At 70.9% G+C, this 23,020-nt stretch carries 21 protein-coding genes and 1 pseudogene; 12 read left to right on the forward strand and 10 right to left on the reverse strand.

Annotated features, from left to right (window positions below):
• The first annotated feature begins 55 nt into the window (after positions 1 to 55).
• Both CFW40_RS06165 and CFW40_RS06170 read left to right on the forward strand, forming a co-directional pair.
• Positions 56 to 658, forward strand: a complete 603-nt coding sequence (locus CFW40_RS06165; RefSeq protein ID WP_107446762.1) for a MerR family transcriptional regulator — start codon at positions 56 to 58, stop codon at positions 656 to 658.
• A 204-nt stretch (positions 659 to 862) separates the two neighbouring features.
• Positions 863 to 1,108: a hypothetical protein gene (locus CFW40_RS06170; RefSeq protein ID WP_143034582.1), complete on the forward strand. Its 246-nt coding sequence runs from the start codon at positions 863 to 865 to the stop codon at positions 1,106 to 1,108.
• Positions 1,109 to 1,120: 12 nt separating this feature from the next.
• Here the strand turns inward: CFW40_RS06170 and CFW40_RS06175 are convergent, their stop codons facing one another.
• The 3 genes from CFW40_RS06175 to CFW40_RS06185 all read right to left on the reverse strand — a co-directional run bounded on the left by CFW40_RS06175 (position 1,121) and on the right by CFW40_RS06185 (position 3,844).
• Complete coding sequence (locus CFW40_RS06175) at positions 1,121 to 1,693, reverse strand: histidine phosphatase family protein (protein ID WP_088796826.1); 573 nt, start codon at positions 1,691 to 1,693, stop codon at positions 1,121 to 1,123.
• A 43-nt stretch (positions 1,694 to 1,736) separates the two neighbouring features.
• Entirely contained in the window at positions 1,737 to 2,189 is a 453-nt protein-coding gene (locus CFW40_RS06180) for a GNAT family N-acetyltransferase (RefSeq protein ID WP_088796827.1), read from the reverse strand.
• 149 nt (positions 2,190 to 2,338) lie between these two features.
• The gene (locus tag CFW40_RS06185; protein ID WP_088796828.1) at positions 2,339 to 3,844 is read right to left on the reverse strand and encodes a PLP-dependent aminotransferase family protein; all 1,506 of its coding nucleotides are present in this window, start codon (positions 3,842 to 3,844) and stop codon (positions 2,339 to 2,341) included.
• On the opposite strand from CFW40_RS06185, the gene CFW40_RS06190 reads away from it, so the two are divergent.
• Both CFW40_RS06190 and CFW40_RS06195 read left to right on the forward strand, forming a co-directional pair.
• Positions 3,843 to 4,826, forward strand: coding sequence for a DMT family transporter (locus CFW40_RS06190; RefSeq protein ID WP_088796829.1), 984 nt, complete (start codon positions 3,843 to 3,845; stop codon positions 4,824 to 4,826). The genes CFW40_RS06185 and CFW40_RS06190 overlap by 2 nt on opposite strands.
• Before the next feature lie 247 nt (positions 4,827 to 5,073).
• Positions 5,074 to 5,283, forward strand: a complete 210-nt coding sequence (locus CFW40_RS06195; protein ID WP_088796830.1) for a DUF1918 domain-containing protein — start codon at positions 5,074 to 5,076, stop codon at positions 5,281 to 5,283.
• Between the two features lie 128 nt (positions 5,284 to 5,411).
• On the opposite strand, the gene CFW40_RS06200 is transcribed toward CFW40_RS06195, so the two are convergent.
• Positions 5,412 to 6,641, reverse strand: coding sequence for a glycoside hydrolase family 10 protein (locus CFW40_RS06200; protein WP_088796831.1), 1,230 nt, complete (start codon positions 6,639 to 6,641; stop codon positions 5,412 to 5,414).
• Positions 6,642 to 6,809: 168 nt separating this feature from the next.
• Between CFW40_RS06200 and CFW40_RS06205 the strand changes: the two genes are divergently transcribed.
• Complete coding sequence (locus CFW40_RS06205; RefSeq protein ID WP_088796832.1) at positions 6,810 to 7,667, forward strand: 3-hydroxybutyryl-CoA dehydrogenase; 858 nt, start codon at positions 6,810 to 6,812, stop codon at positions 7,665 to 7,667.
• A 575-nt stretch (positions 7,668 to 8,242) separates the two neighbouring features.
• Here the strand turns inward: CFW40_RS06205 and CFW40_RS06210 are convergent.
• The 3 genes from CFW40_RS06210 to CFW40_RS36565 form a co-directional block, all read right to left on the reverse strand.
• Positions 8,243 to 10,429 carry a hypothetical protein gene (locus tag CFW40_RS06210; RefSeq protein ID WP_088796833.1) on the reverse strand — a complete coding sequence of 729 codons (2,187 nt, stop codon included), beginning with the start codon at positions 10,427 to 10,429 and terminating at the stop codon, positions 8,243 to 8,245.
• Positions 10,426 to 11,097, reverse strand: a complete 672-nt coding sequence (locus CFW40_RS06215; protein ID WP_256331571.1) for an ABC transporter ATP-binding protein — start codon at positions 11,095 to 11,097, stop codon at positions 10,426 to 10,428. Before CFW40_RS06215 ends, CFW40_RS06210 begins: the two co-directional genes overlap by 4 nt.
• Before the next feature lie 86 nt (positions 11,098 to 11,183).
• Complete coding sequence (locus CFW40_RS36565) at positions 11,184 to 11,546, reverse strand: hypothetical protein (protein ID WP_143034581.1); 363 nt, start codon at positions 11,544 to 11,546, stop codon at positions 11,184 to 11,186.
• Positions 11,547 to 12,238: 692 nt separating this feature from the next.
• Here CFW40_RS36565 and CFW40_RS06220 point away from each other — a divergent pair.
• From CFW40_RS06220 to CFW40_RS06245, 7 genes and pseudogenes are all read left to right on the forward strand, one after another.
• Positions 12,239 to 12,334, forward strand: a pseudogene (locus CFW40_RS06220) (3-hydroxyacyl-CoA dehydrogenase family protein); the annotation flags it as partial.
• A 616-nt stretch (positions 12,335 to 12,950) separates the two neighbouring features.
• On the forward strand, positions 12,951 to 13,415 hold the full coding sequence (locus tag CFW40_RS06225; protein WP_088796834.1) for an SseB family protein: 465 nt from the start codon (positions 12,951 to 12,953) through the stop codon (positions 13,413 to 13,415).
• 7 nt (positions 13,416 to 13,422) lie between these two features.
• Positions 13,423 to 14,031: a hypothetical protein gene (locus CFW40_RS06230; RefSeq protein WP_143034580.1), complete on the forward strand. Its 609-nt coding sequence runs from the start codon at positions 13,423 to 13,425 to the stop codon at positions 14,029 to 14,031.
• Positions 14,031 to 15,827, forward strand: coding sequence for a putative T7SS-secreted protein (locus tag CFW40_RS06235; protein WP_088796836.1), 1,797 nt, complete (start codon positions 14,031 to 14,033; stop codon positions 15,825 to 15,827). The genes CFW40_RS06230 and CFW40_RS06235 overlap by 1 nt, the downstream gene beginning before the upstream one ends.
• A complete protein-coding gene (locus CFW40_RS37855) occupies positions 15,824 to 16,231 on the forward strand; it encodes a hypothetical protein (RefSeq protein ID WP_180289468.1) in 408 nt (135 codons plus the stop codon). Before CFW40_RS06235 ends, CFW40_RS37855 begins: the two co-directional genes overlap by 4 nt.
• Positions 16,228 to 18,702, forward strand: a complete 2,475-nt coding sequence (locus CFW40_RS06240; RefSeq protein WP_256331570.1) for a type VII secretion system-associated protein — start codon at positions 16,228 to 16,230, stop codon at positions 18,700 to 18,702. The genes CFW40_RS37855 and CFW40_RS06240 overlap by 4 nt, the downstream gene beginning before the upstream one ends.
• Before the next feature lie 381 nt (positions 18,703 to 19,083).
• A complete protein-coding gene (locus CFW40_RS06245; RefSeq protein ID WP_088796838.1) occupies positions 19,084 to 19,341 on the forward strand; it encodes a hypothetical protein in 258 nt (85 codons plus the stop codon).
• 30 nt (positions 19,342 to 19,371) lie between these two features.
• On the opposite strand, the gene CFW40_RS06250 is transcribed toward CFW40_RS06245, so the two are convergent.
• From CFW40_RS06250 to CFW40_RS06260, 3 genes are all read right to left on the reverse strand, one after another.
• A complete protein-coding gene (locus CFW40_RS06250) occupies positions 19,372 to 19,902 on the reverse strand; it encodes an NUDIX domain-containing protein (RefSeq protein ID WP_088796839.1) in 531 nt (176 codons plus the stop codon).
• Between the two features lie 48 nt (positions 19,903 to 19,950).
• Positions 19,951 to 21,288, reverse strand: a complete 1,338-nt coding sequence (locus tag CFW40_RS06255; protein ID WP_088796840.1) for a transcriptional regulator — start codon at positions 21,286 to 21,288, stop codon at positions 19,951 to 19,953.
• 181 nt (positions 21,289 to 21,469) lie between these two features.
• Positions 21,470 to 22,690, reverse strand: a complete 1,221-nt coding sequence (locus CFW40_RS06260) for a PP2C family protein-serine/threonine phosphatase (RefSeq protein WP_088796841.1) — start codon at positions 22,688 to 22,690, stop codon at positions 21,470 to 21,472.
• Positions 22,691 to 23,020: the final 330 nt, after the last annotated feature.

Here is a 23,020-nt window from a genome sequence, read left to right on the forward strand (position 1 = left end):
CGAGGGCGGCCCCGACACTTGAACCTCACGCCGCGTGAGGAGGCATCGTTGCTCCATGAACGCCGCCACCTGGAAGGTCGGGGCCCTCGCCGAGGCGAGCGGACTGACCGTACGCACCTTGCACCACTGGGACACCATCGGCCTGCTGTGCCCCTCGCAACGCACGGCGGGCGGGCACCGGGAGTACACGGAGGACGATGCCGTACGGCTCTATCAGGTGCTGGCGCTGCGGAACCTGGGGCTCGGGCTGGAGTCCATCGGCGTCTGCCTGGACAGCGGGGTCGATCCGGCCCGGGTGGTGCCGTCTCGACGGCGAACTGGCCGCCGCACGGACGCCGACGGTCACCGCCCTGTTCGACGCGCTGCGGGCGACCGGTGCCGGCGCCGCGGGAGCCGGCCGGGCGCTCCGCCACCGTCTGGAGCCCGACCAGCTGCGGACCCTGGAGACGCGGGCCACCGCGCTCGGCTCCCTGGCGCACTACCTCCTGGAGGTGGAGTGGCCCGAGCTGTACCGGCGGGCGGAGCGCCTGCGCACCGAAGGGGTCGCGCCCGGCGATCCGCGGGTGCGGCGGCTGGTGGCGCGGATGGACGAGCTGAGCACGCTGTTCACCGGCGGCGACACGGCGGTGTCCGACGCCGTCCGGACGGCGTGGCGTGAGGGCTCGGTGGCCAGGTCCGGGGACGGCGCGGCGCCGGACGCCGGATGGGCGGACGCCGGCTTGCCGGACCTCACCGCCTACCTGGACCGGGCACGCGCCGCCGGGTCCTGACGGCGGGGCCGCCTCCTCGCCCGTCCCGCACCGCGCCCCTGGCGCACCACGCCCTGGCGCGCCGCCCCCCGCAGCCTCATGCCATGCAGTCCATGCCGAAGCCCCACACCATGAAGCCCCACCCCCTGAAGGAGCCCGCCATGCACCGTCGCACCCGTACCCGTATCGCCGTGGCCTCGACGCTGCCCACCCTGCTCGCCGTTGCGGCCTGTGGTGTGCTCGCCGCGACCGGGGCCCTCGCCTGGCAGATCCCGTGCGCCGGGCTGGTCGCGCTCGTGTTCCAGGGGGTGCTGACCGATGTGCGGCTGGGCCGCGGGCCGGCGGCCGGCAGGTCGTAGCGCGGTGCCGCCTCATGCCTCCAGTTGGAGGTCCCACTTCCTGCCGGACCGGCCGGTGAGGGTGGTCACCGAGAGCGGCTGGACGTCTATCCGCCAGTACGTGTGCGGCGGGGCCTGGAGCGCGTAGACCAGGGCGGCGCGGACGACACCGGGCTCGGCGACCGCGAGGAGTCCGTCGGCGTCCTCGACCGGCCGGGTGTCCAGCCAGCCGCCGACGCGCGTGATGAAGGCCAGCAACGACTCCCCGCCGTGCGGCGCCACGCGCGGATCGGCCAGCCAGGCCTCCACCGCGCGCGGTTCCTCGGTGGCCACCTCGCCCAGCGTGCGGCCGTGCCAGCGCCCCATGTCGCAGTCGCGCAGCGCCGGTTGCGGGAGCGGGCGCAGGCCGAGGGCTTCGCCGGTGTCCCGGCAGCGGGCTGACGGCGAGCAGTAGCGCAGTTCGGCGGCGGCGAGCCGGCACAGGACGGGCGCGGCCCGCTCGGCCTCGTGCCATCCCGCGGCGTCGAGCGGCCGGTCGTCGCCGAACCGCGTTCCGAGCAGCGCGGAGCTGCGGCCGGCGGCGAGCAGCTTCAGTCGGACGCTCATCCGCCGATGGTAAGAGCAGTAACGCCGCACTGGCCCTTGTTGATCACATCTCGACAGGACCCGGGTCGATCAGCCCGAGGGTCATCCACTGCTCCGGGGAGACCAGGGGGCGGAAGCCGGCCTTCTCGTACACGCCGTGGGCGTCCTTGGTGGCCAGCGTCAGGCGGCTCGGCCCGCAGGGCGCCAGGTGGTCGGCGATGGCCTCGACCAGGGCGGTGCCCAGGCCCTTGCCGCGGTCGTCGCGGCAGATATAGACGTCGCAGAGCCAGGCGAAGGTGGCGTGGTCGGTCACCACCCGGGCGTAGCCGGCCTGACGGCCGGAACCGGCCTCGTACAGACCGAAGTTGAGCGAGCCCGCGACGGCGCGGTCATGCAGCTCCCGGGACCGGCCCACGGCCCAGTAGGCGTCGGCAGACAGCCAGTGGTGGACCAGGCCGGTGTCCAGGCGCGCCGGGTCGGTGGAGATCTCGTAGCCGTCGAGGGCGTGGGTGCTCATGCCGGGAGGTTCGCAGAAGGGCGGGGCGGCGTCGAGCCGTTACCGGCGGGGAGGGTTCCGGCCGGCCCGCCGTACGTGCGGGGAGGGTTCCGGCCGCCCGCCGTACTTGCCGGCAGGGGAGCCGGCGCACCCCTCCCCGCCCCGCCCGTTCAGCCCGCCGGCACCCCCAGCTCCTCGCACGCCGTGCGGAGCCTGCGGACGCCTTCCGTGATCTCGGCGGTGCCGGACGCGGCCGCGAAGCTCAGCCGCAGATGCGCGGCCGGCGGCTCGGCGGCGAAGTACGGCCGGCCGGCCGCGACCGCGACGCCCGCCCGCAGCGCCGCACCGGTCAGCGCCGCCTCGTCGGTGCCGTCCGGCAGTCGCAGCCAGAGGTGGTAGCCGCCCGGCGGGATGTAGAGGCCGCCCGGCGCGGGGTCGTGGCCGTACGCCGCCCCGTGCCCCCCGCCCGGCCCGGCGAGGCCCGGCAGGTACCGGTGCAGGGCCGCGGTCAGGGCATTGCGGCGGACGGTCAACTCGCCGGAGATCAGCCGCAGATGGCGCGGCCAGGCGGGCGAGCCGACGAGTTCCAGGGCGGTTTCCTGGAGCGGGCCCGGCACGAAGAAGCTGTCGACGACCTGGATGGCGCGCAGCCGGTCGAGGACCGGACCGTGCGCGGCCAGGGCGCCCACCCGCAGGTTGGGCGAGGTGGCCTTGGTCAGCGAGCGGACGTGGACGACCGTGCCGTCCCGGTCGTCCGCCATCAGGGTCGGCGGCAGCGCGGGGGCGTCGCCGTGGACCAGCAGTCGTGCGAAGTCGTCCTCGATCACGAAGGCGCCGGCCGCGCGGGCCACCCGCAGCACCTCGCGCCGCCGGTCATCGGCCAGCACCGCGCCGGTCGGATTCTGGAACAGCGGCTGGCAGACGAACAGCCGCGCGCCGCTGGCCCGGAAGGCGTCCGCGAGCAGGTCCGTACGGACCCCGTCCGCGTCCACCGGTACGGGCACCGGCCGCAGTCCGGAGGCGCGGGCCACGGCCAGCATGCCCGGGTAGGTCGGGGACTCGACGAGCACCGGGGCGCCGGGGGCGGCGAGGGCACGCAGGGCGGCGTTCAGCGCGCTCTGACCGCCCGCGGTGATCAGGACGTCGCTGGCGGCCAGCGGGCCACCGGGGCCGGCGATCTCGCGGGCGAACCAGGCCCGCAGCTCCGCCACCCCGCCGATCGTGGGGCGCCCCCAGACGCCCGGCCGCCGTCCGGCGCGGGCCAGGGCGGCGGCGAGGGCGCGCTCCGGCTGGAGATCGGCGTGCAGATAGCCGCCGATGAGTTCGATGACACCGGGCGCCGGGGTGGCGAGCGTGGCGAGCACACCCGAGGCGTCGACGCTGCGCGGCACCTGGTCGCCGGCCGGCTCGGCGCTCAGCGCGATCTCCTGCCAGGAGGTGTCGACCGGCCGGGGCGCCTCGCCGCGCGGCTCGGCCCGGAAGGCCCCCGCGCCCGGCCGGGTCACGACCAGACCCTCCGCCGCCAGCTCGGCGAGCGCCCGGGAGACGGTCACCGGACTGACCCGGTGCCGCTCCACGAGGGCGCGACTTGATGGCAGCTTCTCTCCTGGAGAGTAGCGGTTCAGCTCCACCCGCAGGGTCGCGGCCAGTTCGGCGCCGCTGCTACGCTCTTGCATGAGAGACAACGATAGCGCTACTGCCACCGTGACGATAGCGGTCAGCACCCCGGACGCCCCGGACACCGCCGCCCCGGAGAACCGGCAGCCGGCCAAGGCCCCGCAGCTCCCGGAGGCCGCGAGCGGGGCCGCCCGGGGCGCGCTGCTCGCCGCGCTCGGCGTCGCCGCCTTCTCGCTCACCTTCCCCGCGACCGCCTGGGCGCTGGAGGGCATGGGGCCGTGGACGGTGGTGATGCTGCGCAGCGTGCTGGCCACCGTGCTGGCCGGCGGCGCGCTGGCCGTGTTCCGGGGGCGCCTTCCCGAGCGGCGGCACTGGGCGGGCATCGCGGTCGTCACGGGCGGCGTGGTCCTCGGTTTCCCGCTGCTGACCACCCTCGCGCTGCAGACCTCCACCACCTCGCACGCGGCGGTCGTCGTCGGCCTGCTGCCGCTGACCACGGCCGCCTTCTCGGCCGTACGGACCGGTGCCCGGCCCTCCCGGACGTTCTGGATCGCCTCGCTGGTCGGCGCCGTCGTCGTCATCGGCTTTGCGGTGCAGCAGAGCGGCGGGGCGCCGGGCCGCGGGGATCTGCTGCTGTTCGGATCACTGCTGGTGTGCGCGGCCGGCTACACCGAAGGCGGGCGGCTCGCCCGCCATATGCCGGGCTGGCAGGTGATGGGCTGGGCGCTGGTGCTGGCGCTTCCGGTCACGGTGACGGGCGCGGCGGTGGCGCTGTCCGCGGAGCCGCTGCGGCTCACGGTGCACTCGGTCGGCGGAGTGCTGTGGCTGGCGTTCGGCTCGCAGTTCCTCGGGATGGTGGCCTGGTACCGCGGGATGGCCGCGATCGGCATCTCCAAGGCGAGCCAGCTGCAGCTCGCCCAGCCGCTGCTGACCCTGCTCTGGTCCGTGCTGCTGCTGGGCGAGCGGCTGCCGCCGGCCGCCCCCGCCGCGGCGCTGGCGGTCCTGGCGTGCATCGCGGTCACCCAGCGGACCCGTGGATGACCGCTCGGTGCCCCGGGGCACGCCGGGGCACCGAGCCGCCCCGGCCACCGGCCCACCGAAAGGGATGAACCTGCACTTTCCGGGGTGCGACGGCGGCCCGCGGACGTAAACTTGCCGCGACGGCAGGTACCGCCGTCCGGGTCATTGCCAGGCCCGTACACCGTGGAAATCGTTGGCCGTTCAACCGTCGGCCGCCGCACTGTCGGCCCGCGGGTCGTACGGCCGCCCCGAGGCGGGGAGGACCCTGATGCACGCAAACAGGGGCGACCGGCTGGTGGTGCACGGCAGGACCGTCGGGCATCACGACAAGGTCGTCGAAATCGTCGAAGTACTGGGCCCGAACGGCGATCCGCCCTACCGCGTCCGCGCCGAGGACGGACATGAGGCGATCATGTCTCCCGGCCCCGACTCGGTCGTCCGGCACGGCAAGGCCACCGACATGGATCCCGGCCGGTAGACACTGTCCGCCGGTAGCCACCGGCACCGGCCGGCGGACCCGGCCGGCGGACACCGCTCCGGCCCGGTACCGGAATCTCCGCATACGCCGCGGTCCGCGCGGACCCTCCCGGTCGGCGCGGGCCGCCGCTACGACCGCGCCGCGGCGGCGTAGTGGTCGCGCACGACGCGCGCCATGGCACCCGTCCGGTCCTTGGCCACTTCCTTCGCCGAGAAGTAGACGTGGCCGCCCACCTGCGGATAGTCGCGGGCGAAGGTGAGGTGGCGGGAGATTTCGGCCGGGTCCTTCCAGGCGGAGGGCTGGGCGTCGCCCGCCTTGTAAAGGGCCTCGCCGATGTAGAGGTCCACCCCGGTGCCCTTGACGGTCCGCGCCCACCAGGGCACGAGTTCGGCGTAGTCGGCGGCGCTGAAGCCGAGGGGCCAGTAGACCTGGGGCACGAGGTAGTCGAGCCACCCCTCGCGCACCCAGCGGCGGGTGTCGGCGTACAGGTCGTCATAGGTCTGCACCCCGGCCTGGGTGCGGGAGCCCTGCGGGTCGGTGGCGCGATTGCGCCAGACCGCGAACGGACTGACGCCGAACCGCACCCGGCGCCCGGACCGCCCCCTCCCGTCCCGGAGCCTGGCCGCCATCTCGGAGATCAGCCGGTCGATGTTGTCCCGGCGCCAGGCCGCCCGGCTCCGGAAGCCGCTGCCGAACTCGTCGAACGCCGCGTCGTCGTCGAAGTCCTCTCCCTTGACCGGATACGGATAGAAGTAGTCGTCGAAGTGCACCCCGTCGATGTCGTAGCGCCGCACCGCGTCGAACATCGCGTCCTGGACGAAGCCGCGCACCTCCGGCAGACCGGGGTTGTAGTAGAGCTTGCCGCCGTAGGGCAGGACCCAGTCGGGGTGCCGGCGGGCGGGGTGGTCCGCCGTGAGCCTGCCGGGGTCGGTGTGGTTGGCCACCCGGTACGGGTTGAACCAGGCATGGAGTTCGAGATTGCGCCGGTGGGCCTCGCGGACCGCGAAGTCGAGCGGGTCCCATCCGGGGTCACGGCCCTGCTGCCCGGTCAGGCACTGCGCCCAGGGCTCGTACGGGGAGGGCCACAGGGCGTCCGCGGTGGGCCGCACCTGGAAGAACACCGTGTTCAGCTTGCGGGCGACGGCCGTGTCGAAGTGGGCGCGCAGTTCGCGCTGTTGCGCGGCGGGCTGGAGCTTCGTACTGGAGGGCCAGTCCAGGTTGGCCACGGTGGCCAGCCACATGCCGCGCATCTCGCGCCGCGGCGGGCCGTCCGCGGGCGCCGCCGCCCCCGCGGTGAGCAGCGAAGAGGCCGCGCCCAGCGTGGCCACGGCAAACCCTCTGCGTGTGAAATGCCTCATCAAGAATTCCCCAGGTTGTCCGGTTCGTCCCGTCCTGAGGGTTCACAATGCCCGCCCCGGCGGCCTCGGCACGGCACCGCGCGGAGTAACGTCGGGGCCGAGGCGGCCGCCGGACCCTTACGGCGTAACGGCGTATCGCCGGTCCTGAAGATCAGCGAAAGGCACGATGTGACCGACATCGAACGCGTCGGAGTGGTCGGTTGCGGCCAGATGGGCGCCGGCATCGCCGAGGTGTGCGCCCGCGCCGGACTGGACGTCATGGTCGCGGAGACCACCGGCGAAGCTCTGGAGCTGGGTCGTACCCGTTTGACCAACTCTCTCGGCAAGGCCGCCGAGCGCGGCAAGATCACTGCCGAGGAACGCGACGCGACGCTCGACCGGCTCAGCTTCACCACCGACCTCGGTGAGTTCGCCGACCGCGATCTCGTCATCGAGGCCGTGGTGGAGAACGAGCAGGTCAAGACCGAGATCTTCCAGGTCCTCGACCAGGTGATCACCCGGCCGGACGCCATCTTGGCGTCCAACACCTCGTCGATCCCGCTGGTGAAGCTGGCGGTCGCCACCTCCCGGCCCGACCAGGTCATCGGAATCCACTTCTTCAACCCGGCCCCGGTGCAGAAGCTCGTCGAGCTGATCCCCGCCCTGACCACCGGCGAGGAGACCATCAAGCGCGCCGAGTCCCTGGTGCAGGACGTGCTGGGCAAGCATGCGATCCGCGCCCAGGACCGCTCGGGTTTCGTGGTCAACGCCCTGCTCATCCCGTATCTGCTCTCCGCGATCCGGATGTTCGAGTCGGGCATCGCCAGCCGCGAGGACATCGACAACGGCATGGAGATGGGCTGCGCCCACCCGATGGGCCCGCTCAAGCTGGCCGATCTGATCGGCCTGGACACCGTGTCCTCGGTCGCCGCCTCCATGTACGAGGAGTACAAGGAGCCCCTGTACGCCGCTCCCCCGCTGCTCGCGCGGATGGTCGACGCGGGCCGGCTGGGGCGGAAGTCGGGGTCGGGGTTCTACCCGTACTAGGGAGTCTGGCGGACCCGCCAAGTGGCACTGTTCACGGGCGAGTTGGCCTGGAGCAGCGCCGACGGCGCCGCTGCCGTGGGGGCGTTCTCGTTCCCCGCCGGTCCCTCAGCCACGCAGTCTTGGCCGGCCGGCCAGTCTGCACGAGGAAACGGCCTGGGCGCCGTCATCGACTGGTAGAGAACTGGCCCTGAACTGGGACTTTTCCTCTTTCGGAGCTGTCAGGGACCTTCCGGCTTACTCAGCGGAAAGTCCCTGGGAAGTCCCTGAGACAGAGCTGGAAGTCCCTGAAAAATCCCTGGGAAGCACCTGGTTCGGAGCGGCCTGACCAACGTCTTCGAGCCCTGCGTCCGAGGCTCAGGGCGACGACCATGGCGAGCGGACTTTCCGGCCAGGGAAAAGCTCCCACCACATCTCGGACGTCTGGCACGGCGTCGCCGAAGTCGGTTCAGCAGTACCTCGATGAGTCGCAGCAGTGGGTGCCGGGGGGGGGAGTCTCCCTCCGACACCACCCGTCTGATCGGGCGGGTGGTGTCGGAGGGCCGTGGCTACGCTCATAGAGTCAGCAGCTGTTTCGGTCAGTCGGCGCGAGGCCGCCACGCCAGTGCGCGTCGTGCGGCTGTCGAACCACCCGCAGCTGTTGCAGCTGCGGCCAGGAGGCCCGTTGCTGTCAGGACGGCCGTGATGAGGTTCCACGACAGGGTTGCTCCGCTTTCTCCTCCCGTGACGGGCTGGACCAGCACGACGTGAACGAAGGCGCCGACGGCACCAGCGCCCAGAAGCGGGACCCCGAGGCACCAGAAAGCCGTCGTGTGGAACACCTGACTGCGTCCGGTGAGCACGGTGAGGGGGGCCAGCGTTTGCGAGAATCGCAGAAATTCTGAGAGGGCGGCCAGTGCCATGGCGGTGAGCAGAACGAGCGTGCCGATGGTGCCGAGGAAGGGAATCCAGCGTGACTGATAGCCGACGGTGAAAGATTTGGCTCCGTCTTCCGCCACCGGCTCGGTGCGTGCCTTCACGCCCAGGTACAGGTGGGCGGCGCGTTTGACGGCCGGGATATCCATGGGCTTGTCGATGTCGGTGAAGACGACGGCCTGCAGACCTTCGGCACGGTTGATGGCACGGACGGGACCGGTGCGCACCGCGGCGGGGGTCTGGCCGAAAGTCTGGTAGCCGGAGACTCTGAGGCGCTTGTCGAGTTCCCCGTACGGCACTTTGGCCTCTTGCCCAGTGGTAGGGCAGGGGAGCCGTAGGGCATGGAGGCCGCTGCACGGCGCTTGGAGGACACGGCTGGCGCTGGAACCGTCGGGTTGGATGTTCCCCGTGCCGATGGCGACCGTGTGCGCCCCTTCGGGAAGTGCGGCAGTGAAGGCGTCGGTGAGCCGCGTTGCCGAAGTTTGCACGAGCGCCATGCTCCGCCCCTGCGCGGAGTTCAGCTGTTCCTCGTCTCCGGAGCGGGCGAACAGAAGACTGGTGATGATCTGGGTCTGGCCGATGACACCGATGGCGATGATCATTGCGGCCACCAGACGGACCACCATGCCAGGTCGGGCCGCAGTGGTGCGGGCGGCGATCAGGCGCGCCGGGGCGCCACTGTGGTGAGGCGACTTCGCAGCCCGGCCGCTGATTCGTGACGCGGCCCAGCCGATCACCCAGGGAAGCGTCACCCACACGCCGACGACCGCGAACAGATAAGCCGCCGCGGAGCGTTGCGCACCGAAGGACCGCGACGTCAGAGCCAGGACAAGAAAGGCGGGACAGGACCCCAGGGCCAGAAGTCGCAGCAGACCGCTGCCTGCCGCACGAGGCCTTGTCGATGCTCCTTTACGCGAGGCAGCCGGACGCAACAAGAGGATCAGTCCGAGCATCCCCACCGCGGAGAAGGCCACGGCAGCCGCCAGAGTCACGCCCACGCGACGCAGGTCCCTTGCGTACAGGGTGTAGTAGATCCACGGCAATTGGACATCTACCAGCAGGAAAGGAACGGTGAACAAGACAGCGAGAGCAGCCCCGATACAGACGGGCCGGACCGCGGCCCCGATGTCCATCCAGGCGCGTGCCGCCCGGCCGGCACCGAGAGTGTGCAGCAGAGCATCGCGACGGTCCCTTCCCGCAGCGCCCATCCTGGCCGCCGCTGCCGCCAGTCCCAGAGCCGGAAGTCCCAGCAGCACGCCGATGATGGCCATCATGGACGACCGGGGGCCGATGATCCGCAGGTCGCCGAAGACCGGTCCGGGGCCTCCGTACCCGGTGATCCCCTCCATCCGTGCTGTGCCCACCATCGCCGTGGTGGGACGCACGTAAGCCAGCCGTTCGCCCGGTGATGCCAGCCCCTCCGCGGAGACGGTACCGACGCTGGTGCCATACCGGTGGGTGAAATCCTCACTGGCGGGCCCCTCGGCCAGCGCCGGCGACAACAACACCTCACCGGGGGCCGGCCAGCTCGCGACGCCAGGCGGCAAAGGCGCATCCTTGGTCAAGGGAGCGATGACGACCACGGTGAATTGGCGCCCTTGGTAGCTGTCCCAGTACCGGCTCCACAGAGCCGAGGCCTGGTGCCCGTGATCCGCAAGGGTGGGCACGCGCGCCGCGCCGCGCTGCTCGCGTCCCTCCCACGTCGCAGCGGTCGCGACCAGCGAGCAGAGCGTGACGGCGACGACCGCGGTGGCGGCCAGCAGCGCCCAGAAGCGGGCCCGGCCGCCCTCGGCAGTCCGCCCGGCTGCCCGGCCGATGCGGAGCATGTGGTGGATCCGACCACGCTTCATCGTGCACCTGCCAGGGCCCCTTGTTCCAGGTGCATGACCCGGTCGGCCCGGTTTGCCACAGCGGGATCGTGGGTGACGACGAGCAATCCGCATCCGCGTTCGGCGGGTACGGCGAACAGCGTTTCGGCCACATGATCGCGCGAGGCTTCGTCAAGTGCACCGGTGGGCTCGTCCGCCAAGAGCAGTGTGGGGCTGCCGATCAGCGCCCGTGCCACGGCCACCCGTTGGCGCTCACCGCCGGACAGCTCACTGGTGGCAGTGTCAGTGAAGGGCACGCCGAGTTCATCCAGAAGTTTACGGCTTTCGCCATAGGCGCGGTCACGGTCCACGCTATCCAGCAGGGCAACCAACGCCACGTTCTCCACCGGAGAGAGTTCGGGCAGCAATTCCCCGAACTGGAAGACCATCCCCATGCGCTTCCTGCGGTGCTCTGCCAGGCGGCGGCTGCGCAAAGAGACGACATCGCGTCCAGCGACCATGACTGATCCAGCATCAGGGCGAACGAGCCCAAGGATGATGGAAAGGAGTGTGCTTTTCCCGGACCCTGAAGGGCCCATAACGGCGACGGACTCGCCGGCGCTCACGGCAAGTCCGAGCCCGTCGAGCAGGCGTCGGCCCCCGACCTCGTACCCCAGCTCGCGGACTTCCAGAGGCAACGCATCCGACACGCCATCTGCCTTTCAGAGGAAAAGAATCAGCAATACGCTGCCCGGGGCGAAGAGCGTCCCGGGCAGCTCGATGTCACAGCGGCCCGTTAGCGACGCTGGTCGTCGCTCCACCAGTTGGAACAGTCGTCCGGCCACTTGTCGATTTCGGTGCAGACTCGCATGTCCCACACCCTTCCGCCCCGATTGCTGTACACCTTGGTGCCCTCACCACTGTGATTCCACAGTGTGTAAATATCCTCCGAACTGTTGCGGTTGTACTCAGCCTTTACGGAGTTGCCGTCTCCCTTGGTATCCTTCAGGCCGACCTGATGTCCGTCATCCCTACGCCACGAATGCGCACCAGACGTGTACCGTTGCATGTCCGCGAAGGCGGTGGTGGCGCCTGCTGCTATGGCAACCCCCGCGACCACCACAGCTGCCCGTGACACTAATTTGCTGGCTCTCTTCATGGAACGTCTCCCGTTGTCGTGCAGACACCCGCAGCAGAGGCCAGCGGGCGGTGGACGCTAACGATCCTTACAGTCCGCAAATCTAGCGTGAAGTCGCATTCTGGCCATTGCACTTACAGAGTGGCCGTTCCCATCTGAATTCGAACGATTCCTGCGTAGACTACTAAAGCGGAATTACACACTCCCGCACCGACATCCACACCGGCCATCCTGAGCCGCCCGCGCCAGGGGCGAACCACCCATTCCCGCGATCTCCGAGTGGCTTCGCTTCCCATACACCGCAAGGGCACTCCGAACCTTCGTGCGACTCACGCCATCACCTGAAGCAATCATTCCGTTCATCTCCCGCTCCCGGCAGGTCGCGAAACATTCGGCCTGAATGAGAGGTCGTTAGATTTGGGGAGGTGATGGTGGGTGATGAGGGCCGCGGCTCCGCCGGCGAAGGCAAGGCAGTGTCCTGGCATTCAGGGTCCTCATCGCGAGCGTAAATCCCGCCAACCGCCCTTTTCTCGCCCCTCTCAGGGGGGCGGAGCTGACAAGTGCGTGTTCCAGAAGGATGCCTGCCCGGACAAGTCCTCGGGGATCCGGCGGTACCCCGTCTACGAACTTTCGCCCGCGGACATGTTCCACGTCCTCCGGCGCACGTACGCGAGTACCCAGCTTGAGGCAGGCGAGGCAATCGTGAGTGTGTGCAGGAGCCCCTGTACGCCGCTCCCCCGCTGCTGGCGCGGATGGTCGACGCGGGGCGGCTGGGCCGGAAGTCCGGGTCGGGCTTCTACGCGTACTGAGGGGCACAACGGCACCGCCAAGCAGCGCTGTTCCGGGGTGAGTTCATTCTGGAACAGCGCCGACGGCCGGCCCGCCCCGGGTGGCTCTCGCCACCTCCGCCGGGCCTGCGATCCCAGTAAGCCGCAAAAACGGCCGGCAGCTCGCCGAGTACGGCAGCCACGCCGTCCCGACGGCCTCCCGTACCTGCTGCCCCGCAGCCGCGGGGATGCCGACGACCTCCGCGACGATCTGCAGGCATACCTCGCCGAACAACTCGGCGAGGCAAACGGGGTGTTGGTCGTGGACGACACCGGCTTCGTGAAGAAGGGCCCAAGTCCTCTACCGGCGACCGCCGGCCCTGCCGCGCCGCCCGCGTTCCCGGCGAGCGCAACTTTGCCATCAAGGGCAACTTTGCCCGCGCCATGATCGAACGCCCCGTGGTCTCCCGGTTCCCCCTCGCCTGGGGTACCGCCGATTGCGCCTGCGGGAAGGACTCGCGTCCCCTCCCGATTCGCGGGGATCGCAGCCGTCAATCTAGTATCGCCCCTGCTCACACCATGGGGTGACGGTCGTACCGCGCTGCCTGGCGTGCGCTGAAGCCGTGACAGGTCGACACAAGCAGGGGTGCGGAGCCGGATGGGCAGCGAGCTGTCGCCAGGGACGGCGGAACTGCGCGCGCAGATGGCCGCGTTCCTACGAGGTGAAGGCGATCCGCAGGCGCTGGTCGAGGCCGCGCAGGGCGCGGAGCTTCTGCTCCCCCTGCTCGGTGAGAGTGCCGTGTGGAGTGGCGAGTTGGACGGCATGCGCTGGTTGTTCGCGTTCACCAGCACAGGTGAGATGCACGCCTTCCTGCAGCAGAAGTGGGAGGCGGCCAAGCCCGACGAACTCCCCGCCGAACTGGCCCGGTACGTACGCTACTTGCGCGTGGGCGGTGAGGAGCTGTTGCAGGAGCTGCTTCCTGGGCTGGTGGAGCGGGACCGGGTTTTGATGGGGGTCGTGGTGGACGTGTCCTCCGGACTTCGCGCCTTCCTGCCGCCCGTGTCCGGAATCGTGCCGGACGGGATCGCGCTCGATAAGGAATCCATAGCCAAGGGGAGCTGACCACGTGGTGAGTGGTGGGGGTTTCGGGGTCGATCCGCAGATCCTGAAGCAGGTGTCCAAGGGCATCAACGATGCGCTGGACGAGCTGAAGAAGATCACGGATGCGACTGAAGCGACCACGGGTCAGGGCTTCTCCGATCTGTCGGTGTCGCCGACCGTGATGGGGCACTCCGATGCTTCTCAGTGGCTGGACGACTTCGCCAAGCGTTGGGGCTGGGAGGTCCAGGCGCTCCTGGACGAGGGCGACGACGTGGCCGGGACGTTGGATCTGAACGCGGGCTACTACCAGGAGGCGGAAGAGTACGGCACGGGCGTCCTCAAGGACGTGGTGCTGTCCGCGACTGCGGACCCGACGCTGACCTCGGAGAAGGCGGAGAAGATGTCCTGGAGCCAGGTGGGCGGCAAGATCGAGGACGCCTACACCCCCGACTACTCCATGGACAGTTTCCAGGACGCTGCCAAGGAGAGCCGGAAGAACCTCTCCCACACCTGGACGGACGTCACGGAGACCGGAGTGGCCGGGGGCCACATCCGGGTGGCGAAGGCCGTCGTCTCCGCACCCTTCAGCGGTGACGACGACGGGCACGACGCCGGCACCGCGGCGAAGGAGAAGTGATGGGCTTCTTCGACGAGGTGGACCGCGTCACCCAGTCGGCCCGCGACACCTTCGCCGACGGGGTGCAGACCGTCACCCACGGCACGTCGAAGCTGCTTGATGCAGCGGGCGCACACGACTGGGCCGACAAGGCCGACGCAGCCGGCTCCTGGGCGGCCGAGGGGCTGGGTGCCCAGACCCGCGAGCTCGAGCTGAACGAGACCGACGACCCCGCCCTGCTGCTGCACGGGGACGCGAGCAGCATCCGTAAGTCCGCCCGGCAGGTGAAGAAGTTGGGCGCGGCCTTCGAGCGTACCGGCCTTGCACTGCGGAAGATGGATCCCTCGGACTGGCACGGAAAGGCCGCCGACCGCTTTCGCGAGAAGGTGCAGACCCACCCCAAGCGCTGGCTGAGCGCCGCCGACTCGTTCGAGGACGCGGCCGCTGCGCTGGATCACTACGCCGACACGGTCGAGTGGGCGGGTAAGCAGGCCCGCGAGGCGGTCGAGCGGTGGAAGCGGGCCCAGAAGCTGACCGTGGCGGCCGTGGAGCAGTACAAGCGCAAGGTCGACGACTACACCGAGCAGGCCGACGCCGACGGGCAGCAGTCCCCGCAGAAGCCGGGCCCGTTCCACGACCCCGGCGACGAGGGACGCAAGTCCGCGGAGCACCTGCTCAAGACGGCCCGCAGCCAGCGCGACAGCGCCGGCGCCCAACTGGCCGTGAAGCTCGCCCGAGGCACCGGCCGGGCACCGGCCGAGCCCCAGGGCTTGGACCGCCTCAAGCGCGAAGTCGGCAACACGGTGAAGAACCAGCTGGTCGGGGCCGAGCACCAGCTGGGCGGCATCGTCAAGACCGGCACCTCGTTGCTGCGCCTGGTCCGCACGGTCAACCCCCAGGACCCCTACAACCTGACCCACCCGGCCGACTACACCACCCACCTCACCGGTGTCGCCGGCGGCCTGATTCACACTGCCAACCACCCCACCGAGCTGGTCAAGGGCTTCATCGGCGAGGGTTGGAGCACCGACCGCAACCAGGCCATCGGCGCCTTCGCGACGAACTTCCTCGGCGGCGGAGGCGCCGCGAGCAAGGTCGGAGCCAAAGCCGTCGCCCACGGCATGGAAAGCGCTGCCGCCAAAGACGCTGCCAAGACCGCTGCAAAGGACTCGGCCGGCTTTGCCGGGCACGGCGATGACGCGGCCGACGCAGCTCGGCATGCCGATGATGCGGCAACGCATGCCGATGATGCTGCCGAGCACGCCGACGACGCCGGGGCGGGTAAGGATCTGGACCCGGACGACCCGCGCAGCCTTCCCGCAGCCGTGGACAAGAACGTCGACATCGACAGCTTCAGCCACAAGCCGGTGTGGCGCGAAGACCACGAGCCGCTGTACCGCAACGACAACCGTCATCCCCGGGAGATCTTCGACCAGGGCTTCCATCCACGCGACTCGTCCAACGGAGACCTTCACAGCTATGTGGAGGGCAACCATGCGTCGGCCTTTGTGAGTACCACCAAGGACGCCGATGCCAACTGGGTGACCCATTACCGGTACGAGGTGGATGCTCCCGGCGGCATCGACGTCAATCAGACCCTGCCGAACAACAAGTACCGAGGTGAGGAGGAGATCGCCTTCGCCGGAGGCATCGACCGTAAGCACATCAAGGGAGCCTGGGAGGTCGACCCCCGCACCGGAACCAAAGGTGAATGGATACCGAACCCCCACTACGAGCCTCATATCCCCAAAAAACCCGTCGCTCCCGCACCTGAAGCACCACCCTCCAGTCAACTGCCCGAAGGATGGACCCTATGAGTCGCCAGCTCCCCGACCGTTTCGACGTCCTCGCCTTCAACGGCGACCAGCAGGCCGACGCCGTCCTGCGCTGGGAGGGCGAATACTGCGATTTCACCGTGACCGCCGACGGCCCTTGGGGGCATGTCACCGGCAGAGCGGATGACTGCTTCGAGGCGCTCACCCGCATCCGCGAGCAGATCGAACCCCAGGGGTGGCTCCTGGGTGTCAACGGCTCGCGTCGCGACACCTGGCCCTCCGGGATGTGCCGTGGTACGGGGGGTTTCCTCGTCTACCTGCTCAGGCCCGGGCTTCGCCCCACCGGCGCCGATCGCATCCAGACGTTCCACCCCGCACCCCGCGAGACGCTGGCCACTGTCGCCGAGCAGATCGCCTTCGAAGAGCAGTGGAGCCAGTCACTGTGACCACCCCGGCCGGCCCTGCCCCCGCCATTCCCCCGGTCACCGAGGCTCTGCGGGCCCAGGCCGCACAGCAGCGCGGCGGCTACGTGTACGCGATCGACCCGTACTTCGACCCCAACGGCGCCGTTCCCCCGTACGGCATCGTCGGCGGCTGGTCCGTCGGCAGCGCCGGCCAGCTCGTTTCCTTCACGCACAACCAGAACTACCGCCCGTCGCCGACGGCGTTGGAGTTCCCGCCCCCTGTCACGGCCCTGGACCAAGCCCTACAGCGCGCCGTCACCGGTTACGGCAGCGAGCAGGAACTCCTCGCGGCTTTTCACGACGCCACGCTCATCCTGTTCAGCCAGGAGGGGCAGACCGGCCTCTACACCGTCGTCGAGGACGACGGCAGCCGCTACATCCCGGCCTTCACCCACCCCACCCACACCCCCGACGCCTGGCACCAGTGGCAACAGGCGACCGGCCGGCACCTTGCCGCCACCGGCCTCCCGGTCCGTCTCAACCCCGGCCACCGCATCAGCCTGACCATCCCGGGCGCGGCCGGGAATCAAGCCGGTGGCGAGAAGGCCGGCCCCAATTCTTCGCCCTCCGCCTCGCCCTCCGGCCTCCCCGAGGCCCTCGTGGATGCCCCGCTGCTCGCCGCGGGCCTGCTCGCGGCGCTCGGCCGCCGACGCCGCACGGCCCTGTGGCAGTCCGCCATGGGCGCCAAGGGCCGCCGCACCCCGGAGCTTCGCCGGCCGACGGGGGGCGCCGCCGATACCCAAGATGCGCTGCTCGTCGGGGCCGACCCGCAGGCCGTACGCGATCTCGACCACGCCCTGAGGGGCCTGGCGTCCGCCTTGAGCGTCGAATCGCGCACCCTGCCGACCGTCTACGGTGCCTGGCTCACCGACAGCGAGCTGAGCCTCCAGCTCGCCCATCCCGCGGGTAAGGCCCCAGCACCTTGGCAGCTCGGCCAGAACGAGACGATCTGGCGCATCCAACGGGCCGACATCCCGGTGCACGAAACAGACACCGGCACTGCCGCCCCCTACCCGGGCCTGGTCAGCCTCGGCAGCCTCGACGGCGCGCGCCTGCTGCTGAACCTCGAAGCCGCCCCCGGACTCGTCTCACTCACCGGCACGCACGCGGACCAAAGTGCCGTCCTCACGTCGGTCGCCGCGGAGCTCGCCACCAGCGGCTGGTCGGACCGCATGACAGTCACCCTCGTCGGCTTCGGCAAGGAACTCACCACGCTCGACCCCACCCGCGTCCGCCACTTCGACGACGTCGAAGCCCTCATGGAAACCATGGAGGCGGAAACCCGGCAGCGGCGCGGTGCCCTCGCCATGGCGGGCCACGACTCCGTACAGCAGCCCCCATGGGCGCCCCACCTGGTCCTCCTCGCCGCACAGCCGACCGAGGAGCAGGCAGCGAAGTTCGCCGAGCTCGTTGCCGACTCCGGCCGGCTGGGCATCAGCTACCTGGCGGCCACCGAGGAGAACGGCCTGCCAGGCGCCACCTGGAAACTCGGCATCACCCCCGAGGGACGCCTCCTGGCCCCACTCCTCGGCCTGGAACTGCAAGCACAGCTCCTGCCCCGGGCCCAGTACGATGCTGTGGTCCAGCTCTTCGCCGGTGCCACACCCGACGACGACCGCGACTCGGACCCCAGCACCCCTCAGTTCATGGTGGACATCACCCCGAGCGGACGACCCGCGGTGTACGCACGGCTGGTCGGCACCTACGAGATCACCGGCCTCGACGCACCTGACGCCGAGCACGGCCCGCTTCTCCACGAGGCGCTGGCCATGCTCCTGCTCCATCGCGAAGGAGTGCACCCGCGCGTTCTGGCCGCCGGACTGTGGCCCCGCGGCGTAACCGAGGAGGTCCGTGACGCCCTCGTCGAACGCCTGCGAACCTGGCTGGGGAGCGACCCCGACGGAACCCCGCGGCTCGGCACCGACACCACCGGTCGGCTCACCCTCGCGCCGTCCGTCGTCTCCGACCTCGACGTGCTCCGCACCCTCCACTACGAGGCCACCGCGGGCAGCGGCGCAAGCAACGCACGCCTCCGGGAACGCCTGCTCAACGACGCCCTGGCACTCGCCCACGGCCCCCTGCTCGCAAACCGCCCACAGGGCCGCTATACCTGGCTTTCCCACGAGATCAGCGAGGCCCGGCTGCCCCTACTGGTGGCAGACGTCGCACTGGCCCTGTCCGCCCACCACTTGGAGGCCGGCAACCCGGCACCAGCGCTCAAGGCCCTCAACGCAGCCTTGACCACCACGCCGACGGACGAGCGACTCTGGAACGAACTTCTCCGCGCCGCACACGCCACAGGCGATGCGGCCGAGCTCGAAGCAACGGCAGCATCGCTCCTTGCCCGCCATCACGAGCACAGCGGCGGCGCCCGTAGCCTCCCGCCCCGCACCGAGGCCCTCCTCGACGAGCTCTTGCCGTCCTGGCGTGACGCCCGGTCTGCTGCAGACTGATGCCCCGTCCGCAGCAGACCCGCGCGAAGTGGCTTGGAGTCCCGGAGAAGACCCTGGGCGTCCGCCCGCCGCTCGGGGGAAAACCGGCGGGCGGACCCCGGGCCGGCGGGCGCCCGTCCGCCGGCTTCGGCCCCCCGTGGCACCCTCAAGTCAACTCCCGTGCGGGCGCCCTCGGGAGCGTGTGAACCGCCCCGTCCGGGGTGCGCGCTTCACACCCCGTGCGTACGCCGTCCGGCCCGTCACCCCCCGTCACCTCACACGGGGTGTGAACCGCAGACCCGCATATCCCCGCCGCACACGCTCCCGCCCTTCACCGCAGCGCAGTTGACTGATGCCCGTACGGACAACGAAGTCGCTGACTGAAGGAATGAGGAGCGGACCGTGACCGCCCACCCCGAACCCGATCTGGTCACCGCCGACTTAGCCGAGCTGAGGCGTCTCCTGGACGTCCGCACGGCCCGGGTCGACGGCCAACTCGCCCTGCTCGCCCAGCGCTCCGAGCAGCAGGAGCGGGACTCGGACGATGTGCAGGCCCGCGTCGCACGGCTGGAGCACACCCGCTGGCCACTGCCGTCCCTCGCCGCGCTCACGGGGCTCGCGGCACTGATGGTCGCGCTGTGGCAGGCGATCGGCCGGTGACCGCGGGACGCGGTCACCGGCCGGGTCACCTCAGCCCAGGCGGAGGTGGTGCAGCATCAGCAGAGCGGCGGCCATGCCCGCGGCCGGCACCTCCCCCCGGGCCACCATGTCGGGCACCAGCTTCAACGACACCCACTCCCGCCGCTCGGACTCGAAGCCGTCCTGGGGCAGGCCGGTGTACTCGGCCTCCTCGGACCAGTAGACGTGATGCCGGGCGTCGGTGAGACCGTTGGAGGGTTCCACCGTGAGGAGGTGGTGGAGGGGCCCCGGGCGCCACCCGGTCTCCTCCTCCATCTCCCGGGCGGCCGCCGCCGCGATGTCCTCACCGCCCTCGACGACACCGGCGGCCAGTTCCCAGCCCCAGGTGTCGGTGATGAACCGGTGCCGCCACAGCAGCAGCACCTCGTTGGCCTCGTTGACCACTGTGGCCACGGCGACGGGCCGCATCCGGATCAGGTAGTGATCCAGGTGACGGCCATCGGGCAGTTCCACATCGGCCAGATTGACCCGGAACCACAAATTCGCATAGACGGGCTTTTCGCTGAGATTGTTCCAACGCACGTAACTGCCACCTTCCGCTGAGGAGCCGGCAAGGTGACACGAGCCCGGTCACAGCGGAACGCGCAGCACCTCGTCGATGAGATCGGCAGCCTCGTCCGTCGCGGAGCTCCCGGTCTCCGCCAGATGCTCGCGCACCGCCCGCAGCCGGTCCCGCAGCCGTTGCGACTCCATGCCCCGAGCCTGCTCCGTCATCTGCGCGGCATTGGCCACGGCCCGGTCCGCATCGCCTTGACGCAGCTCGATATGGGTGAGCATGGCCAGCCGGTGGACCCGGCCGCGGTCGTGTGCGGGGGTGTCGACGGCGGCGTCCGCCTGCTCCCGGGCGGCCCGCAGGTCACCGAGGCTGAGCAGCGCCTCCGCCACTTGTACGTTCACCAGGCCGGGCTGGACGTAGCCCGTCTCGGCCGGCTCCTGTCCGGGCCGGATGCGCTCCGCGGCCGCCTCCGCACGCCGGATGCACGCCAGCGCGCCGGCGCCGTCGCCGAGCCGGGCGTAGGCCTTGGCCTGCATCGCGTAGAGGTCCGCGGAGAGCGCCGGGGTGATCTGCGGGCCCGCGGCCCGCAGCGCCGCCTCCGCGAAGGCGACCGCCTGGCGGTACTCCCTCACGAAGAGGGACTGGTTGACCAGCAGCGCGATGACATACGCACCGAGGCCGCGGTCCCCGCTGGCCTTGGCCAGCCGCAGCGCCTGATGGAAGTAGCGCTGGGCCAGCCCGAGAGCGTCCGAGTCGTACGCACAGATGCCGGCGACCGCGACCAGTCCGCCGGTCGCCCGGTGGAGCTGACGCCCCGTCGCATCGCTGTAGCTGCCCCGCAGCAGCGGCGCCGCCTCGGCGTTGAGGAATCCCACGATGCGTGCTCTGGTAGCGATACCACCCGCCTTCCGGTACATCGTCTCGTAGTGCGTCCGCGCGGCGCGCAGCATCTCGATGTCGGCCATACCGACCCTCGTCAGCCCGTCGCGCGAGACATCGGAGTCCTCGGGCGGGTTCTCCCACTCCCACACGGGGATGACCGCGGAGGTGCCGGTGAGCGCCGGGGCGTCGAGGATGTGCGGCCGTTGCTGCTCGTCGGACCGCCACAGCGCGGTGGCCCGCTCGACGAAACCGGAGAGCGGGGTGCCGGCGGCACGCCCCGCCCCCGGGCCGCTCAGCCCGATGTCGTCGAGCCCGACCGGCCGGTGCAGCCGTTCGCCGAGGATTTCGCAGATGAGGTCCGGTACCTGCCCGCGCGGCCGCTGGCCCTTCAACCACCGGGCCACCGCGGTGTGTTCGTACCGCAGCGCCAGGCCACGGCAGCGGCCGAGCCGGTTGATGCGCGCGGCGAGCCCGGCATGCGAGATACCGGCCTCGTCGAGGATCGCGTCGAGCAGGGTGTTGGGCTCCATACCGGCCTCCCGGTGAGCCGGGCCCGCCCACGGGCCATCAGCTCATGGCCTTGTCGACTTCACCACTGTGTCCGTCGAGCGTAGTGAAGCGCCCCTCACACGGGGTGTGAAGGGCGGCGGCCGTCTTGGGCAGGCATCAGGGGAACCGGCCGGGTCACTTCCCCGCCGGCCGGCCGGCAGGTCAGCGCGGAAGGCGGGCGCCGGGAGGCGTGCCACGGGCCTGCTGGGCCGGCACCCGCACCCGGTCATTGCTCAGCATCACCAGCGCCACGTCATCGGTGAGGCGCCCGTCCGCATGCCGCAGCAGCGCCTCCCGCACCTCCCCGACCACCCCCGACGGCGAGGGCCCGCACGGCGCCGCGGCGGCCTCGACACTGCTGCGCAGCTCCTGGGCCAGCGGGAAGAACTCCCCTGTCGCATCCCGGGCTTCGGCCGCCCCGTCGGTGTGCAGGAACAGCCCCTCCCCCGGCCGCAGCTGTCCGCACCGCACCGCGGACAGCTCCTCGGGCAGCGGGAACAGCCCCAGCGGCGGCATCGGCTCGGCCGGCGCGACCGGGGCGACCGCCCGGCAGGCGACCCGGTACGGCCAGGGGTGCCCGCAGTTCAGCGCCGTGACGGATCCGTCCCGTGCCACCTCGAGGAGCAGCAGGGTCACGAACTCCTCGGCGAAGGCGCTCACCGGGCCCCCGTCACCGGCCGCCGGCCGCTCCACGAGCGCCCGTTCCCGCAGATGCCGCTGGTGCGTCCGCTCCAACCGCCGCAGCACCCCGCCCAGTTCGGGTTCGTCGTGCGCCACTTCGCGGAAGCTGCCGAGCATCGCGGCGACCGTGCCTATCGCCTCCAGGCCGTGCCCGCGCACGTCCCCGATCACCGCCCGCACCCCGTGCCGGGTCCCCACCACCTCGTACAGATCCCCGCCGACCATGGCCCCCTCGCTCGCGGAGAGGTGGTCGGCCGCCAGCAGCACCCCGTCGACCCGCCGGGGCAGCGGCCGCAGCACGACCCGCTGGGCGGCGACGGCGACCTCCCGGGTGCGCTCCAGCTCCCGCACCAGCCGCAGCCGCCGCCCGGCCGTCAGATAGCCGGCGCCGATCACCGCGAGGATCGCACCGCAGGTCATCACGCGCGTACCCGCTCCGGCCGCGGGCTCCACCGCGCCGAACGGCACCAGTGCGAGCAGCGCGCACACCCCGCCGAGCAGCACACACTGGCGGCGGCCGGTGCCCGCACAGGCGATGGCCGGTGCGGCGGCGAGCAGTTGCAGCAGCCGGCCGCCGGTCGGGCAGCACAGCTCCCAGGCCACCACACCGAGCACCCACAGGCCGGGCAGCACGAAGACGAAGGCGCGCCGGACGGCCGCCGCTGCGGTGCCGCCTGCGCCCGGCGCCCAGGTTCGGATCATGCCGATGGTCCCCTTAGCCGGTCCGGTGGTCTCCCAGGGGCTCGTCGCACTCCCCAGCAGGCGTTGAGCGGCCCGGCAGGGCCCACCGTCGTGCTCACACGGGTCGCCGCAACCGGTCTGATTCTTGCGACGTTCCGTATCCACCCGGCGACGATCCGTACACCGTCACCCGATCGAGTGAGGGCGTACGGCTCCGATCACCTCCGGCGGTCAGCGGCACGCCCGCGGGCCGCTCCCTCAGCGCCTCCGGCCCACCTCACCGCCCTCACCGGACCCGCCCACCGCACACCGCGCACGACGAAGGGCGCGGACGGTCTCACCGTCCGCGCC

The sequence above is a fragment of the Streptomyces sp. 2114.4 genome (genome assembly GCF_900187385.1).
In the GTDB taxonomy this organism is placed as follows: Bacteria; Actinomycetota; Actinomycetes; order Streptomycetales; family Streptomycetaceae; genus Streptomyces; species Streptomyces mooreae.